The sequence below is a fragment of the Pseudomonas sp. OTU5201 genome, assembly GCF_038440135.1.
GTDB lineage: Bacteria > Pseudomonadota > Gammaproteobacteria > Pseudomonadales > Pseudomonadaceae > Metapseudomonas > Metapseudomonas resinovorans.
Map to the genome: position 1 here is coordinate 20,837 of NZ_JASATC010000011.1, position 16,442 is coordinate 37,278.

General features: G+C 55.0%; 11 protein-coding genes and 4 pseudogenes. 10 read left to right on the top strand and 5 right to left on the bottom strand.

What is annotated here, in order from left to right; all coding sequences use genetic code 11:
- Nucleotides 1-264 precede the first annotated feature (264 nt).
- Together AAHM40_RS09070 and AAHM40_RS09075 are read left to right on the top strand one after the other, a co-directional pair.
- Nucleotides 265-513, top strand: coding sequence for a hypothetical protein (locus tag AAHM40_RS09070; protein WP_342244344.1), 249 nt, complete (start codon nucleotides 265-267; stop codon nucleotides 511-513).
- Nucleotides 514-732: 219 nt separating this feature from the next.
- Nucleotides 733-891 (top strand): annotated as a pseudogene (locus AAHM40_RS09075) (transposase); the annotation flags it as partial.
- Between the two features lie 61 nt (nucleotides 892-952).
- Here the strand turns inward: AAHM40_RS09075 and AAHM40_RS09080 are convergent.
- Nucleotides 953-3,565 (bottom strand): AAA family ATPase, encoded by a 2,613-nt coding sequence (locus tag AAHM40_RS09080; RefSeq protein WP_342244345.1) that lies wholly within the window; start codon nucleotides 3,563-3,565, stop codon nucleotides 953-955.
- A 161-nt stretch (nucleotides 3,566-3,726) separates the two neighbouring features.
- Entirely contained in the window at nucleotides 3,727-3,948 is a 222-nt protein-coding gene (locus AAHM40_RS09085) for a helix-turn-helix domain-containing protein (protein ID WP_342244346.1), read from the bottom strand.
- A gap of 104 nt (nucleotides 3,949-4,052) precedes the next feature.
- On the opposite strand from AAHM40_RS09085, the gene AAHM40_RS09090 reads away from it, so the two are divergent.
- From AAHM40_RS09090 to AAHM40_RS09120, 7 genes and pseudogenes are all read left to right on the top strand, one after another.
- Nucleotides 4,053-4,646 carry a hypothetical protein gene (locus AAHM40_RS09090; protein ID WP_342244347.1) on the top strand — a complete coding sequence of 198 codons (594 nt, stop codon included), beginning with the start codon at nucleotides 4,053-4,055 and terminating at the stop codon, nucleotides 4,644-4,646.
- Nucleotides 4,639-6,039, top strand: a complete 1,401-nt coding sequence (locus AAHM40_RS09095; RefSeq protein ID WP_342244348.1) for a DEAD/DEAH box helicase — start codon at nucleotides 4,639-4,641, stop codon at nucleotides 6,037-6,039. Before AAHM40_RS09090 ends, AAHM40_RS09095 begins: the two co-directional genes overlap by 8 nt.
- 279 nt (nucleotides 6,040-6,318) lie before the next feature.
- A complete protein-coding gene (locus tag AAHM40_RS09100; RefSeq protein ID WP_342244349.1) occupies nucleotides 6,319-6,525 on the top strand; it encodes an antitoxin Xre/MbcA/ParS toxin-binding domain-containing protein in 207 nt (68 codons plus the stop codon).
- Nucleotides 6,526-7,359: 834 nt separating this feature from the next.
- A pseudogene (locus AAHM40_RS09105) lies at nucleotides 7,360-7,518 on the top strand (peptidase S24); the annotation flags it as partial.
- Between the two features lie 448 nt (nucleotides 7,519-7,966).
- Entirely contained in the window at nucleotides 7,967-9,346 is a 1,380-nt protein-coding gene (locus AAHM40_RS09110; RefSeq protein WP_342244350.1) for an aldehyde dehydrogenase family protein, read from the top strand.
- Nucleotides 9,346-10,122, top strand: a complete 777-nt coding sequence (locus tag AAHM40_RS09115; protein WP_153917900.1) for an N-formylglutamate amidohydrolase — start codon at nucleotides 9,346-9,348, stop codon at nucleotides 10,120-10,122. The genes AAHM40_RS09110 and AAHM40_RS09115 overlap by 1 nt, the downstream gene beginning before the upstream one ends.
- A 650-nt stretch (nucleotides 10,123-10,772) precedes the next feature.
- Nucleotides 10,773-12,995 carry a putative bifunctional diguanylate cyclase/phosphodiesterase gene (locus tag AAHM40_RS09120; RefSeq protein WP_178123444.1) on the top strand — a complete coding sequence of 741 codons (2,223 nt, stop codon included), beginning with the start codon at nucleotides 10,773-10,775 and terminating at the stop codon, nucleotides 12,993-12,995.
- A 106-nt stretch (nucleotides 12,996-13,101) separates the two neighbouring features.
- Here the strand turns inward: AAHM40_RS09120 and AAHM40_RS27235 are convergent.
- From AAHM40_RS27235 to AAHM40_RS09130, 3 genes and pseudogenes are all read right to left on the bottom strand, one after another.
- Nucleotides 13,102-13,323: pseudogene (locus AAHM40_RS27235) on the bottom strand (methyl-accepting chemotaxis protein); the annotation flags it as partial.
- Between the two features lie 54 nt (nucleotides 13,324-13,377).
- Nucleotides 13,378-14,067 (bottom strand): annotated as a pseudogene (locus tag AAHM40_RS09125) (PAS domain-containing protein); the annotation flags it as partial.
- Nucleotides 14,068-14,383: 316 nt separating this feature from the next.
- A complete protein-coding gene (locus AAHM40_RS09130; RefSeq protein WP_342244351.1) occupies nucleotides 14,384-14,842 on the bottom strand; it encodes a YbaN family protein in 459 nt (152 codons plus the stop codon).
- Between the two features lie 390 nt (nucleotides 14,843-15,232).
- Here AAHM40_RS09130 and hemE point away from each other — a divergent pair, with 390 nt between their 5' ends.
- Entirely contained in the window at nucleotides 15,233-16,294 is a 1,062-nt protein-coding gene (gene hemE / locus AAHM40_RS09135) for a uroporphyrinogen decarboxylase (RefSeq protein ID WP_342244352.1), read from the top strand.
- Nucleotides 16,295-16,442: the final 148 nt, after the last annotated feature.

The window sequence follows — 16,442 nt, forward strand, 5'->3', positions numbered from 1 at the left end:
CTCCGCTCCAACCGATGCCTGGCGAGACTCCCGAGGTCAGCACGATCGTGGAGGCGCAATAAGGCCCGCAAGAACACGATCTACCTCTGGTATGACAACGCCACGTTGGAGTCTGCGCCCTTCAATGCAGAGGCATTCCCGGAAAGTGCGGGGTGGTCGTTCATTTCGCCCCCGGCGACTACCTCACCGACAAGTGCGTCGATCTACTGATGATCGAATTTCAGGGTAACGGACATCCCCTGCGTCGGCCTGAACGGCGGCCCGGTGTTCAAGCGCAACAAGGCGTTCTCGTTCCAGGTTGCGCCTGATAATCAGACTGAGACAGACCGCTGGTGTAGCGCGATTATCGTCAATCGCGCCGGTGTGCGCGTGTGGCCGAGGCAAGAACAGGCGGGGAGTTTCGGGGCAGATCGCCCCCACATCCTGACGGCTGCCGTAGCCAGCCCTGTTCGAGCAGCAGCTAATCGTGCGTTCGTGGTCGCTATGGGGCATGACGAGGATCGACACTGCTGAGATCAAGGTGTGCTGAAAGCATGATCTCCACTGGTCCAAAATGGCAGGTGGCTAGCTGTCGCCATAGAGGTCTCTGGGGCCGCTGCGGCCCCGTCGATTGTAGGAGTCACTGCGTGTATTCGCCTTGCACTGTTATGCCTTGGTTAAAAAAAGACCTGAAGAGATACAATGAATCGCCTCTGGCTTCGTAGACACCTCAAAGCCTCATAATGAGGCCCAATAGCAGGTACCACTAGCAACCTGCGTAACCCCGACGAATTTAAGATAGAACCGGCCAAGCAAGTGACCGAACGCGGCCTCCCCGTTGCCGAGGTGGCATCTCGGTTGGGCATGTCGGCGAGCAACCTGTATACTTGGACCAAGCCCTATAGCACGCCCCACGAATAGTGGCAGGAAGAAGAAGATCTGTAGGCCGAGCCGCGTCGATTGCGTGCGGAACTCAGCCCCTGGCTTTGGCTGTTTCTTTCAAGCGCTTGTCCAAAGCAATCCTCCATGCCGACAGTTTCTCGATGTCCTGCTCCAGTTCGTCAGGTTCTGGCATGGGGAGCCTTCCAACGGCCGTCGCCGCGTCATGCTCGAACTTGGAACTCTTGGACATGCCGGTCTCGACTTCCCGGTAGTCGTCGTCGGTCACAACGACGGACTTGAGTCGCTGTGTCGACACCCCCTCGCCGAACCGCTGGACCGCTCCGTTCAACAGCACCTCCTCGACACACCGCTCCCAAGCTAGGCGTAGCCGACCGTAGCAAGCAGCAGTTAGGCGACGATGCTCGTCATCATCCCCGTCCTTTTGTGCTCTGCGAACCTCTACTAGTTCTTGTCGGAGCCTGGCCAGACGGTCCTTGGTGCCCACAACGTCGAATGGCAGATCCTGCGAGTGCACACCATACCCCTGCGCAGTTCTGCGGATGTAGTTCTTGGTCAGCGTGGCTCCAAACTCCTCGACTTTCTGCTCTAGGATGCAAAGGAAGTAAATGTCGTGGGTGAAGACAATCACCTGTCGGGTGAGCGACTCATGAGCCAAACGCTCGGCCACTTCCCAACGGCGCCGGTGATCGAGCGATGAAACTGGGTCGTCCAACACAATCCCGCCACGCCCCCTGCCAAGCTTGATCTCCGCAAGGAAGGATGCAATGGAGATTGCTCGCTGCTCCCCCTCACTGAGGATGGCTGCAGGTACTCCGCCACCAGGCAGTTGCAAGACCAGCTTGAATTGGGTCTTGCCCCCTGGAGACTCTGGTTTCATCACCACCTGAAGCTGGTGCACCTTGAGGCGTTTGAGTTCTTCGTTGAGAGCGTCCGCCAGTTCCTGGCTGGCCATCGTCCGCGAAAGCTCGGTGGATTTTTTGGAAATGGCTCGGGTGTCCAAACCATCAATGCATGCCTGAAGCTTGCGACAGACCTCATGCTTGGCAATTGCCTCCAAGACAGCGGCCTTGGCCTCGCCCAGACGTATCCGCGCATCAAGCTCTCGCTTCTCCGCCGTCATTTCAGAGCGGACTTTCTCATCGGCCGTTGCCTCCAACGCCGTGGCCTGAACCTGTAGACCTTCAATGATGCGTACCAAATCCGGCCGTGGGTCGGCCGGCAACGCCACTAGTCCCTCCCACTGGAGTTCGGCCGCAGCTGCCTGCAACACCGAAGTCTGACGGGTGTTCAGGCACTCCTGCATCGTCGAACATTCGGCCGCGAGAACCGGATCAATCTCCGTCAACTCTTCCACCAGGCCATCGCGGAACATTACATCCAAGGCGGCCTTTTTAACTGTCCTGTAGGCCGCGGCTGCAGTTTCGCGTGCTTCCTTCGCAGCCTTCTCGGCAGCGTGCTTGATGAAGGTGTCAAACCGAATCAGACGTGCACCGCCTTCCTCGCCAAGTCTGTTCTGGCAGAGGGGGCAGGCAGCGTCTTCAGGAAGCTTCGGGAACTCATGGTCAGGGTGGCTCACCTGGGCGAAAGCACGGGCCGCTTCAAACAGCACCTTCCATTCTTCACTTCCGGTGCCAGTAAGTTGTCCCGGAGTCTGTTTGAACTCGGTAGCAGCCAGCTCTGCTGCAGCTTTGGCCGCTTTCGACTTATCAATGAGCAATTTGAGCTGATTGACCTTTTCATCGTCGATCAGCGCAATCGCCGCCGCAATGCGATCCTTCAACCCCGATAGGCGCGTCGCCTTCTGGCGAATTGCCTGGGCTTTTTGCTTCGGATCAGCTTCGGTGAGGGTTCTGGTCAACAGGGTAAGTCGATCCTGCTCGATCTGGCTGAGCGTGGCCAAAGCCTCAATGTGCTCAGGTTTGGTCTCGGTCGGGATGCCGAGGAGTGTTGTGGCGACTGCTGTTCGCTCTTTCGCAAGTGCGGCATACGCTGCGTCACTCGGAGCATCCGCCGCCTTCTCTTGTGTGGCACGCGCCTTGAGCTTGTTACAGGCGCCGGCCAATCCCTCCAAGATATCCAGCCCGTATGGGGCGTAAGCGAAGTCACCATGGTTGTCGATGTAGGCACGGGCGCAATGGGTATCGAAGATGGAGATGTCCGAAAGCGGCTCAGGTGCAGCCACACCGTATTGCCAGGGCAGGTCGGTAGCCACGCCGTCGATTACAGCCTCGAACACAGCTTGGGCGACACCGGCAGTCTTGGGATCCAGGTTGGCGTTGGGAAGTATGGGCTCGCGCCGATCTCGCGCGCGGCACGCATGCTTGAATACCCTTGAGTAACCCGACTTCCCAGCCCCGTTCTCTCCGTAGATGACGGTCAGGCCCGCCAATGCGATCGGGACGCTTCCACCGTTCGCCAAGGCATTGACATTCGCAAGTTCCTTGATCGCAGCTAACTGAACAATCCGGGCTGGATCGGCGGGCGGAGCAATCTGCGCATCCTCAAGCCTCTTCGGCTTCCGGCCATCAGGATCCAAGATCCCCACCTCAACTTTGGCCAATGCATAGAGGTCGTCCAGATCAGCGGCACTGAGCCTACGGTCTTGGTAGAGTCGAGCAACCGCGTCTTGCTGCCAGGCAGGAAGCCCCTTAGACCACGCGTAGATTTCCTGAATAATCGTCACCTGCCTCCTCCCTGGCGTAGTCCTACGCACACCAATTAATACACCTTACGAGTGGCATTTTGCCTTCAATCTGTCTAGCAGATAAAGGGAGCCATGAAAAAGGGGGGTGAGCTATTCACAAAGCAGGCCTTCTTGAGCGCCGCTGTCGATCAGATGCTGGGCTACAGCTCTGACATCAGAGGCAGAAGACAGGACGGTTCGCAGGCGAGTTCGCTTGCGATCCGATATAGCTTCTCGACGGTGATGTTTACTTCACCACGCTCGATCCGCCCCATATAGCTGCGGTCGATACTGCAGGCCAGCGCTAGAGCATCTTGAGAAATCCGGCAGGCCTTCCTCTGCGCCCGGATGCGTTCCCCTAACGCCTTCGCCAAGTTATCCATGACCGTCTCAATTTCACTTGAGGCGGCACTATCGTGCGTTTGCGGACGCACGGGCCACGGATTATAATCCGCATTTCTTCCGCGTTAACTCTTCTGGTGCCGCAATGAAATCGGCCTCGTTTATCTTCGACAGGCGTCTGTATGAGCTGCTTCAGGAGGAAGGGCGCGCACGGTTCACGACTCGTGAACTGCGTGATGCCTATGCCAAGCGCCTGGAAGGCATGACTTTCCGTATCGGCGATGTGCGTCGCTACGTGTATGACCAGATTCGCCGAATGGTGCGCATGGGGTGGGTTGTACTCGATGACGAGCGACGTTCGCGGGGACAGGTCTACCGCCTGCAACCCACGCCGGCCCATCTGCAGCTGGAGCTCATCGATAACGGGTTCGAGAACAGTTTCAAAATTGCATCGGAGCCAAAGCGGGAGCCTTCAGTGCTGGATGATGCGGCTGTACCGCTTGAACCTTCATCCGATGCGGAGCAGCACTTGGAAGCGCTCCATAACGAGGTCCGGTTGGACTTCCTGTCGTCAATGGGCGAGGCGGAGCGATACAAGCTGCTCCTGGATGATCTGCCGCATCTGCGTGACAAAGTCGAAGCCGAGTATCTGGAGGCTAGAGACCGCAGTTCACGCCTGCTGGGACATCTCCGCGCTATCGAGAAGACACTCAAAACGCTAGCCGCTCACGATGACTAGAACGCTACGAGACTGGCAATTCAGCTGCATCAAAAAGGCGCTGGAGCACTTTGCCGTCACGCCGCACTTCTTCTGTCAGGCAACGCCGGGTGCCGGCAAGACGCGTATGGCGGCAGAGCTGGCCAGCAGACTGCTTGAGCAGGGCAAGATCGATCTGGTGTTGTGTTTTGCACCATCCTGCCAGGTTGTTGAGGGCTTTCGCTCTACCTTTGCGGCGGTGCTCGGCAGGCGTCTTGATGGCCAGATTGGCGCGGTGGGTGCGGCGTTCACCTACCAGGCCATGGAATACCGAGATGAGGGGTTTTGGCAGCTTCTTGATGACTATCGAGTGCTCGTGGTCTTCGATGAGATTCACCACTGTGCTGGTCATGACCCACTGCTCAGCAACGCCTGGGGTCAACAGATACTGCACCGGATACAAAACCGTGCTGCCTTCACCTTGGCTCTCTCCGGCACACCTTGGCGTTCGGACGACAGGGCTATTGCTCTGGCACGTTATTCGACGCCCGAGGGGTACCTCATCTGCGACTACCGCTACAGCCTGAAAGAAGCCATCACCGACGGCGTGTGCCGTTCTCCTCGCATTGTCCTGCTCGACAATCAGAAGGTGAAACTCACCGAGGAGCTGGGCACTGATAGCACAGTGACGATGTTTCCCAGCATCGCGAAGCTGTTGGGGGAATCACCCGTCACCTACGAAGAATTGCTGCGGCATGACGAGGTGATCGAGCAACTGCTCGACCTCGGCTGCAGCAAACTGGATGAGCTTCGCCAGATCAAACCTGATGCCGCAGGTTTGGTGGTTGCCACCGACATTGAGCACGCCCAGCAGATTGCTCACGCCCTGGGCGCCAAGGGGGAAAGTTGTCGCATTGTGACCAACAAAACCCCGGATGCGCAGCAGATGATCAATACGTTCAGACAGGGCACCTGCCGGTGGATTGTGGCGGTCGGAATGATCAGCGAAGGTACGGACATCCCCCGGCTGCAAGTGTGCTGCTATCTCAGCCGCATCCGCACTGAGTTGCATTACCGGCAAGTGCTGGGACGAGTGCTTCGGCGCACCGGCGAATCCGATGAGCAGGCATGGTTGTTTATGCTGGCGGAACTGACCTTACAGGGTTTTGCCGAGCGCATTGCGGATGACCTGCCGAATGATCTGGCGGTGCTAAACGCGATACAGGCATCAGCCTTCACTCCAGATGCGAGGCCTGGTTTGGTTGATCCTGTCGGCAATCTCAATGGGCTGGATTTCAATCCTGGAAGTAACACGGATCAGACGATTGCAGCAGTCGCTACCAGTATGATTTCGCTTGGGGGCGTTACAACCGATCCCAGTTATCAGGTGAGTTTTTCCCAGCATTACAGGCAGCAGTTGCTAGCTTGCTTTTAATTCTGCGCTGCCATGGCTCAATGGGAGCCGTGTCCGCGTTCGAAAGCGGACAGGATCGACTGCTTCATTGGCTAGCAAGCTAAGGAGATCAACGCTCAGGTGGCGGTAGACGTGCTTGACTGAATCAGGAGCTCGCTTCGGGACGCGAGATCTTGAAACGACCGAGGTGATCTTCTCGGCGTCGCAGCATCTGCGGTCCTAGCACCTATGGACAGGGGGGCTTCGAAGCAGCGTTTCTCACCCTCTCAGCACAGCAGCCATTCGATGGCGGAGGTCGCGATGAGTGAAAGTTTCGATGCGAGTTACGAGGGACTGCTAAAGCGTGTAGAGAGCCTGCTGGGGAGTCGACAGTCAGCTGAACGGTGGATTTACAAGCCCGCCCTGGGACTCGACGGTGCGCGGCCGGTCGACATGCTCGCCAGTGCGGAGGGCGTCAGGCTTTTGGAGGAGTTCCTCCTACGACTAGAGTACGGGGTGTATATCTGACAGCCCTTTGGGCCATTGAAGGTCCCTGATTCCTGCCTTACCCTTGCGCTGCTGCCCTCGGCCGCCCTCTCCCGGAAGACCACGATGGCCATGCCTGGGTCACCGCCCCCCAATTCGCTTGGACGGACGGCGGTCGGTCCTAGTCAGCTGACATCACTTCCACCGGCTCCAGCAGTTCGGGGTAATCGTTACGGTTGTTGCCGACGTCGGTCGAGACCGGGTGGGCGACGAAATCCTCTTGCCTGAACAGCATGGCACCTCTGGATTTGTTCGCTCTGAGCGTCAGGTGTCAGCCACAGGTCGAACTGCTGCGGAGCCAGAATCACCTGCATTCGGTGGTGCACGAAGGCGACCGAAGGGGCGGCCTCCTTGGTGATCAAAGCGCACGAGATAACTACCGACCTTCAGCTTAAATGCGCGCAGCGATCAGTTGGGCTATGTCTGCGTTAAGTGTTGGGATGTGGCGCAAAGGCCCGTAGGGTGGGCTTCAGCCCACCACCGGATGTCAGGGTGGGCTAAAGCCCACCCTACAAGGCCCCGAGGCCTGACCGGGACTCCCTAGCAACAGCTAACAGGGACATAGCCATCAGTTGCAACTCGCCCTGCTGGTCCAGCCGCAGGATGGGCACCTGGGTGGTAGGGGCACCGTTGAAGCTCTGCACCCAGCCTCCGGAGTTTCGCGCCCTGATATGCCAATAGTCTTCTATCGCCCGATCGGATGGGGTGACGTAACGTCCGTACATCGCTGCTTCTCCCACTCGTCAACGTTCCCATTGTAGGAAGCGTTCATCGTCTATTGCTGTATTTATATACAGTTATTTGCAGGTGTTTCCCATGATTCCTGATGTGGTTGCACGCCTGGTGACTTACGGTCGCCAGCTGCCATTTTTCTCCTTTCGGGTGCCCGCCGGCTCTTCATCACCGGCGCAGGACCACCTGGAGCGCACGATCTCCCTGGACGAAATCCTCAACATCCGGGCGCCGCACACCTATCGCGGGATCTCCGGCAGGCGCTAGCTCGATCGTCAGAGCCTTATCGCAGCAGGTACTGCCTGTCTACGCCAAGGCTGCGTTCGTTGTCTTTCTGTTTGCTCATTTCTGAATTGGATTTAGTGTGTCTGATAACGAAACATGTTGCATGATGAGAAAATCGTCTGATAGTCTCTTTGGGGAGTCAGGGGGAGATGCGGCCAGGGCTGGCCTAAGGAGCGGGATCTTGGTCATGCAGCCCTGCTACTGAGGGACTGTCCTTGGCGACGTTTCAAAAGCCGCTATGAGATGGCGCGTACGGTGAGCACGCCGGAGGGTACGCGTCGTCGACGAGGGGCACGACCAAGCTGGCCAGGGATGGCCATACCCCAGCTCAGTGTCTTCTTGGGTTACGGCACACAATCCAAGAAAGTTAATTCTCGTTATAAAAACAATCCGCAAGGAGACAAACGTGACCACTTTTAATGTCATTTCCCCGATCGATGGTCAAAAATTGCTGGTGGGAAACACTTCCAGCGATGCAGAAGTGGCCGCTGCGCTTAATGCTGCTGAGACTGCATTCAAAACCTGGAAGCTGTCGTCCAAACTAGAGCGCGCTCAGTTGGTTGAAGCTCTTGCGGATGAACTGCTGAAGCGTGCTGATGATTTGTCCCGGGCAGTTTCTCTGTCGATTGGGCGGCCTGCTGCGCAGGCAAATGAGGCTCAGCGGTTCAAGGCCGTAACCCTGGCGCAGATCGAGGCGCTCGAAGAGCTTGGTGACGAACGATATCCGTCGGATGCGCAGGTAACGCGTTTTGTGCGTCGGAGCGGCCAAGGCGTACATCTTTCGATCGCACCTTGGAACTACCCGGTTGGTCTGCTGCCCTGGCTGATTGTCACCCCGATCCTTGGGGGTAACACAGTGATCTTGAAGCACGCGGCTCAGACGACCCTCATTGGGCGGATTGTCAAAGAGGCGTATGAGGCAATCGGGGGGCCTGCCGGGGTGCTCCAAGTCCTTGAGCTTGGTCATGACCAGGTTACAAGCGCTATCAAGTCCGGCTTTGTCAAAGGGGTGAATTTCATCGGATCTGTCGGTGGTGGTCTTGCCGTCCACGCAGCGGCAGCAGGCACTTTGACTCATGTCCATCTGGAGCTTGGGGGCAAGGATCCGGCCTATGTCCGACCCGATGCGGATATTGCAACGGCAGCAGCCGAGATCGCCGACGGTTGCTTCTCAAATGCCGGTCAATCCTGCTGTTCGGTCGAGCGTATTTATCTGCACGAATCGATTCGGGATCCGTTCCTGGAATGCTTCCGCAATGAGATGCTGAAGTACAAGTTGGGGCACCCGATGGACCCAGCAACCACAGTGGGCCCCGTCGTCAAGGCTTCGGCTGCAGAGTTCATCCGCAACCAAATCCGAGGTGCCATTGCCATGGGGGCTCAGGCGTATATTGAACCCGCGCTGGAGTTCTCGGTGGAGAACGCCTCCTGCTATTTGGCTCCGACTCTTTTGACTGGCGTGACTGCTGACATGCACATCATGCAGGAGGAGACTTTTGGTCCGGTCGCCTGCGTTCAAACGGTGCGAGACGATTCAGAAGCCATTCGTTTGATGAACGACAGCAAGTTTGGCCTGACTGCAAGCGTCTGGACGAGCGATCTGGACGCTGGACTCGGTTTGGTCGATCAGCTTGATGCGGGCACGGTGTTCGTGAATCGTTGTGACCATGCGGACCTTTACCTGCCTTGGGGAGGGCAGAAACTCTCTGGCCTAGGCCGCGGCAACGGTAAGGAGGGGCTTCTGGGGGTTATGGACGTTAAGTCGTTCCACCTGAGAACTCTTTAATGAATCCGTCTGTGACGATAGAAGCGGATGAGATCGCGCGCTACGCAGGTGACGCGGTCTCGGTCACGCCGGGCGGCGAGAACGCGGATATCGTTCTGCTGTGCGAGCATGGTGGGGGGCGTATACCGGAAGCCTGGAACAACCTTGGGCTGCCGGATGCCTTTCTCGAGACCCATTTTTGTCAGGATCTCGGATCCAGGGAATTGACGTTGTCGGTTGCAAGAAAGCTCGGCGCAACTGCGATAGTCTCTAATTACTCGCGGCTTTTTCTCGATTACAACCGGAAAAAGCACGATCCTGGCTGTATTCGGATGGATATGGGGGGTATTCCGATCCCCGGAAATATCAATTTGAGTGAAGCTGAACGTGGCACTCGGGAAAGAGTCGCCAGGCATCCGGTGGAAAAGGCCGTCGCTGACTGGGTTGAAGGCGAGCTTTCAAGGGCCAAGGCAATCATCTCCATTCATTCGTTTTCGCCACTGTGGGACAACACGTTCCGCAGTTGCGAGATCGGTGTGATGTGGAGAGGGGATGACGGGTTGCCGCTCCGGCTCATTAACGCCATAGGGCAGCAGGATGTGTTCCGTGTGGATGATAATGAGCCTTATAGCTTCAAGGAAAACGACTGGTTCACTTTAGACCGCCATGGCATTTCGGTCGGAGTCCCCAACGCTTACATTGAGGTGAGAAATAATCTCCTCCAGAGTGATGCATTGATCGACAAAATGTCGGATGTGCTGGCGAGGGCGATTGAGCGGGCTTGTCTAGGTGTCTGACGGAGCAGTTGTAGGTTGGAACTATGGGGTTAGAAATCCGAGCTGGATAGGAAGCGATGCAGTTCGATTTCTAACCCCACAGTCCACCCAATGAATCATCTGGACTTCCTAATAAACAGCACAGCATTGTGCACGCGGGCCATTCGGCCAAGTAATTTCTTCACCCTAAGTGTCTGTTCTCACTGTTTCAGGTATTCGCGAACCTGGACGGATGCTGTAGAGGCAGCGCAGGAGTAAGCGCGCAATGGTGAGGCTATGGTCGACGCTGGCCATGGCTTTGGTCTGGCCAATTCGATAAGACATGACTTGGCCGGACGTGCGTCCGCCATTATTATTTTTGGCTATCGCGGCGGCATCCATACACTGGGATGGCGAGACATGATTTCCCATGGTCGGCTCGTCCTATGCGGGTGGACACTGACATCCCGTGGAATGCCCTTCGCAACAGTGCGTGCCCCGGAACGAGCGACGTTTTTCGAAGCCTGTCTGCCTGAACGCATGGCTTGGCCAACGCAGGGGCTTCTGGCCTAAGTGGCTACACTTAGTGCTGTAGCGACCGCCCCTCTAAGGTAGCAGGGACAGCCACCAAGGCAGTCTGAGTAAGCCTTCCAGCCCTCTCCTCAAGGGTAATGCGATGGAGGTGCCTTCTGATGACGACGGAATCATTGCTGCCGCTTGACGGAGCGGTAGATCTCGTCCAGGCGCTTCACGTTTGCGGGGTATTTGATCACCCACCTGAGCTTGCGTTTGACGAGTTAACAAGGCTTGCAGCAATTGTCTGCCAAACACCGATCGCCATGCTTAGCTTTTTCGATTCTGATCGAGAGTGGTTCAAATCAAAGCTAGGATTTGAAACAGGAGAAGTTCCCCGCAGCCAATCATTGGGCAACATCGTCGTGTCAAGGAATGAGTTGGTAACAATCCAGAGGGTCTGTGCCGATCCCCTCCTCAGTCAGTGTGCTCTCGTCTCCACCCCCCCATATATTGATTTTTATGCGGGTCTGCCAATTTCCGCTGATGGAGGCCACGTTATTGGTGTGCTTTCAGTGGCTGACACCGAGATGCGGGACTTAAGTGATTCCCAGGTTGAAGCACTGCGAATGTTGGTCCATCAAGTTGAGAGTTTATTGACCCTTCGCTTGCGCCTTAACAAGTTGAAGGAGGCAATTTCCTCTGAGTATTTGGCGAATGAGGGGTTGCGCGAGAGTCGGCGTGCATTGGAGACATTGATCGGAAATTTACCGGGCGTGGTATACCGATGTCGAAATGATGCAGGCTGGAGCGTTGAGCTAATTAGTGAGGGATGTTTAGAGCTCACAGGGTATTCAGCCTCCGAATTTATTGAAGGTAAGGTTCGCATGGTGGACATCATCCACCCCGATGATGTTCCTGTTCAAAAGCGTCAGGTTCCAGGAGCGCTGCGTAGGAAAACCCCTTATCAATTCATCTACCGGCTCAACATGGCTGGAGGTGGCATCAAATGGGTCTGGGAGCAGGGGTGTGGGGTGTATTCGGAAGAAGGGAAGGTGCTCGCCTTGGAGGGGTTCATAACCGACATCACTGAGCATAAGCAAGCAGAGGAGCGCATTCGCCGAATGGCGTACTTTGATGGTCTAACTAGCTTGCCAAACCGTCTGTCTCTTAGGGAAGCATTAGGATCAGCGATCGCCATCGCAAGCAAGGAACATGATCCTGTCGCTTTGTTGCACATTGAGGTCGATAATTTTCGAGAGATTACTGAAACATTAGGGTATCGAGAAGGCGACCGATTGCTGCAGGATGTCGCTACCAGATTGACAGGGGGGCTTGGGGAAGGGCAGTTGGTTGCCCATATTGCGGAGTCATCGTTTTCTGTCTTATTGACTAAGGCGGATGCCGGTCGAGCTACGAAAGTTGCACGCAATATTCTTCAGGTACTAGGCGAGCCCATAGAACTCTCCGATCTGCTTTTAGAAGTTGACTGCAGCATCGGGATTGCCTTGTTTCCTGGTCATGGAAGTGACCCTGATACACTGCTTAGGCGAGCCAATGTCGCGCATTACGGGGCACGCCAAGCAGGCAGCAAAACATCAATATACGCAGGGTCGGTTGATAGTGATAACGCCCATCGTCTCACATTGATGACAGAACTACGGCGTGCGATCAATTTCGACGAGCTGTTCCTGGTATTTCAGCCAAAGATGGAAATGGGGACGCGGAGAATTTGTGGCGCAGAGGCTCTGACTCGATGGAAACATCCCGCTCATGGGATAATGAGCCCTGGTCAATTTATTTATTTCGCGGAGAGATCAGGTCTTATAACGCAACTGACCTACTGGGCTATAGGGGCGGCTTTGCGTGAGGGCTATGTGTGGCATGGTTCAGGAGAGGCTGTTCCGATCGCAGTTAATCTGTCATCGCATGACCTCCGTGATCCTAACCTGATGTCGCACATTTCGGAGTCGTTGGAGACGTGGGGAGCACACCCTGATTGGATACAGTTCGAATTAACCGAGAGCTGCCTCATGGAGGATATAGAATACTCGCAATTGGTTCTTAAAAGGCTTCGTGATCTAGGTTTTAAACTTTTTATTGATGATTTTGGCACGGGTTATTCTTCTCTTTCGTACCTTAGAAAGTTGCCTGTCGACTATGTGAAGATTGATCAATCGTTTGTGATGAGTCTAGGTAATGATGATGACTCTGCCGCAATTGTTCGATCAACGATCGAGCTTGCTCATAATCTAGGATTTGAGGTCGTGGCTGAGGGGGTTGAATCGGAGGTTGCGATGGGGATGCTTGCAGAGTGGGGGTGTGAGGAGGTCCAAGGATATTGGATCAGCAAGCCTATACGTGGAGGTGATTTTCAGGAGTGGAAGCTTAGCTTCCACTGAGCCCGGCTTAGGCAAAGCCGTAAAAGTCGTATGACTTAAAAGTGCTTGGGGTATGTTAAAAACTGGCCTCGTTGAGGGGCTGCTGCTACGAAGGCTTAGAGTCTGACAGCATTTCCTGGATCTTCTGGGTGGCTTCTCGAGTGCGCCCGGCCAGCTTCTTCACTTCATCCGCTACGACCGAAAAGCCTCGCCCCACATCACCAGCACGAGCCGCTTCAATTGCTGCATTCAGTGCCAACATATTGGTCTGGTCTGCAATGCCTTTGATTACTCCTACGACATTTGAGATCTGCCCATAGGTCGCCTGAATGTTCTCTAGCTCTCTTGCGTGCATAGCTTCGGCGAGCTTCTCATCTGAGATGTCTCGCAGTGCTCCAATGATGCGCCAAAGATGACCATCTAGATCTTTAACTCCTCGACCTGTTTCGCGATACCAAGTGTCACCTTTTACTTTGTGCCGCATCCGGTACTCAACTACGTAGGATGACTCAAAGTCTCCAATTTTGGCGTAGTCCTCTAGAGCTTTTATGACTCTTCGAAGGTCCTCTGGATGAACGATCGAAACGTAGCTGTCCCAGCCGTCAAAAAAATCGTTTATCGAATAGCCAATAAGCTCTCTGAATTGTTTGGAAAATCGCAGCTCGTTGGCTGGGTTATCTAGGTCTCCATCTGTTACGATAAGCTCCCAGCACCCTTCGGTAAGTGTTTGCTTTGTGAGGTCCCAGATTCTCTCTTCTACTTTATAAATCTCAAGCTCATGGCCGATTTCATCAGCTAGTGACTTGGCTGATGATAGATCATGACGGAGATCAGAGATTTCAGTTTGGGCGTTAAGCAAGCAGTTCTTGAGGTCGGCGATCAAATTGTCGCTCGTGGACTCCGGCACGCTCAATGCACTACTTGATTGGATGTCGATCAGTTTTGTTTGGAGCTTCTCCAGGCTTTCAATGAGGTTTGGGTATTTGTTAATTAAGCTGTTTGCATTAACGTGGCGTGGCTGCCCACTAAGTAGTGTGCATAGATGGCTTGTAATCTCGTCAGAAAGTTTTTTGACTTTTCTGCTAAAAAGCATATTCCTTCCTCAACAGAATTAGTTTTTTTGTATTGCGTGGGGTTAGTAGTTAATGCTAAAGTCGGCGAAAATCTGGATTAGATAATCTAGGATGGAAGTGTGAGGGGTTGGAGTTTCCTGCTTCTGTGGTAGAATTCTATCATCAATCATAACCCCTATTTCAAAACTTCCAATTATGTTGTGCATTTCTAATCTCCTTTGCTTGGTCTTGTTTGGGTTTCAGATGGAGTTTGTGATTAATTCAGATGCTCTCGAATGATTGGGTCGGCTGGTCTGTGCTGGCCCGATGAAGGAGCACGATTAATTGAGGTAATTTCTAGTTGGCGCGGTGGCTTGTTTCATTGCCAAGCCTCTTTATTAATGGACAGTTGCTCGCCGGTAAGCGCTCGGGCCGTGACCAAACTACAACCGCGCCCGTAATAATAGTTGCAATGATTGTCGCCAATAGGAGCGGCTGATGAACACTAAGCAACACAATCGCCATAGACGACAGCATGCCAACGCTGGCCGTCCACTTTGAGTTGCGGTCGATCACTCCACCCTGTTCCCAGTTACGTAAGCGCTCACCGAACTGCGGGTGCTGCACCAGCCAGTGGCGTAGCCGGGGCGAACAAAGGGAAGCACTCCATGCCGCGGTCAGAACAAATACAGTGGTGGGCAACCCTGGCAAGAGGGCACCCAGCACGGCTAAAGCGATACTGATCCACGTAAGCACTAGCCAGAGCTGGCGAAGACGATGAGCTTGCTTGTCGCTGCACTCTTGTCTCTGTTTCATAACGTTGCCTCACCAAGCAGTTAATACCTTCAGCTGGCACTAATCGTTTTTGGGTCCGTTAATGGACTGGTCCAAAAATTCTGGATCCTTGGACGTCTGGACCCGCTGCACTGAGCGTTGTGGCAATTACCGCTATCCGTAATACATCGCAGCGCGAATACCCTCTGAGCTACTCATGAGCGGCCAGGCGCATTCCTACCCTGATCCTTGTCTGTGCGGGGAATGGCAGAAGTCATCCCAGGCTGGATGAACCGTAGCATGAGCGTTTCCAAATGCGCAACATGTTTCTATAATGAAAAATAGACGGCGGGTAAGCCCGCTGATTTGGGAACCTGAAGCCTGATGGTGGATAGGGTGGCAATGTGCAACTAATTGAGCGGAGAAATTGCAATGGCTGAGCTGAAGAACGACCGCTTGCTTCGGGCGCTGCTGCGTGAGCCGGTGGATGTGACGCCGGTGTGGATGATGCGCCAGGCGGGCCGCTATTTGCCGGAGTACCGTGATACGCGGGCAAAAGCTGGTGACTTTCTAAGCTTGTGCAAAAATCGAGAGCTGGCGTGTGAGGTAACGCTCCAGCCGCTGGAGCGCTACGACCTTGATGCGGCGATCCTTTTTTCCGATATCTTGACCATCCCGGATGCAATGGGCCTTGGTCTCTACTTCGAAGAGGGGGAGGGGCCGCGGTTCAAGAAAACTATCCGGACAGAAGCGGACGTGGCTGAGCTCGCGGTGCCGGATGCGACCACTGATCTTGACTATGTTTTGGCGGCGGTGAAGGAGATCCGCAGTGCTCTAGCAGGTAGAGTGCCGCTAATTGGTTTTTCCGGCAGTCCGTGGACCCTGGCGACCTACATGGTTGAGGGGGGCTCCAGCAGAGATTTCCGGCATATCAAAAAAATGATGTATGCCACGCCGGAGGTAATGCATGCGCTTTTGGATAAGCTTGCGCAGGCCGTAATCGGCTATCTGAATGAGCAAATCCGTAGCGGAGCTCAGGCTGTGCAAATCTTTGATACCTGGGGCGGCGTCCTTAGTGGCCCGCTGTATCTGGAGTTCTCGCTACGGTACATGAAGCAGATCGTCGATGGTCTGATTCGTGAAAGGGAAGGGCGGCGGGTGCCAGTGATCCTATTCACCAAGAACGGTGGCCAATGGCTGGAGGCTATGGTGGAAGCCGGGGCTGATGCGCTGGGGCTAGACTGGACCTCCGACATTGCTGATGCGCGTCGTCGTATTGGTGATCGGGTGGCACTGCAAGGGAACCTGGACCCCAGTGTCCTTTATGCTCCGGCGACGCGGATCCGAGCGGAGGTGGCCGATACTCTCGCCCGCTTCGGCAGCGGCAGCGGGCATGTGTTCAATCTGGGACATGGCATACACCAATATGCCGACCCGGAGGTCGTCAAGATATTCGTTGATGCAGTACATGAGCTGAGTGTTCCGTATCACTGATTTTGCCTAGCCTCAGAGATCGAAATCGCTCCTATGACGCATGCTTTTCTAGTCGGATCAGGGGAGAGGCTTCGATTTCCTTGATGGTCCACTGCACCGCAACATGCCAGCGATATCGCGAGGTCCTCCCGGATTCTGATGCCTAAGC

Coding starts and splice junctions, on each gene's coding strand:
- AAHM40_RS09085 (WP_342244346.1), bottom strand. CDS start 3,948: ATGGATAACTTGGCGAAGGCGTTAGGGGAACGCATCCGGGCGCAGAGG.
- AAHM40_RS09090 (WP_342244347.1), top strand. CDS start 4,053: ATGAAATCGGCCTCGTTTATCTTCGACAGGCGTCTGTATGAGCTGCTT.
- AAHM40_RS09095 (WP_342244348.1), top strand. CDS start 4,639: ATGACTAGAACGCTACGAGACTGGCAATTCAGCTGCATCAAAAAGGCG.
- AAHM40_RS09100 (WP_342244349.1), top strand. CDS start 6,319: ATGAGTGAAAGTTTCGATGCGAGTTACGAGGGACTGCTAAAGCGTGTA.
- AAHM40_RS09115 (WP_153917900.1), top strand. CDS start 9,346: ATGAATCCGTCTGTGACGATAGAAGCGGATGAGATCGCGCGCTACGCA.
- AAHM40_RS09120 (WP_178123444.1), top strand. CDS start 10,773: ATGACGACGGAATCATTGCTGCCGCTTGACGGAGCGGTAGATCTCGTC.
- AAHM40_RS09130 (WP_342244351.1), bottom strand. CDS start 14,842: ATGAAACAGAGACAAGAGTGCAGCGACAAGCAAGCTCATCGTCTTCGC.
- hemE (WP_342244352.1), top strand. CDS start 15,233: ATGGCTGAGCTGAAGAACGACCGCTTGCTTCGGGCGCTGCTGCGTGAG.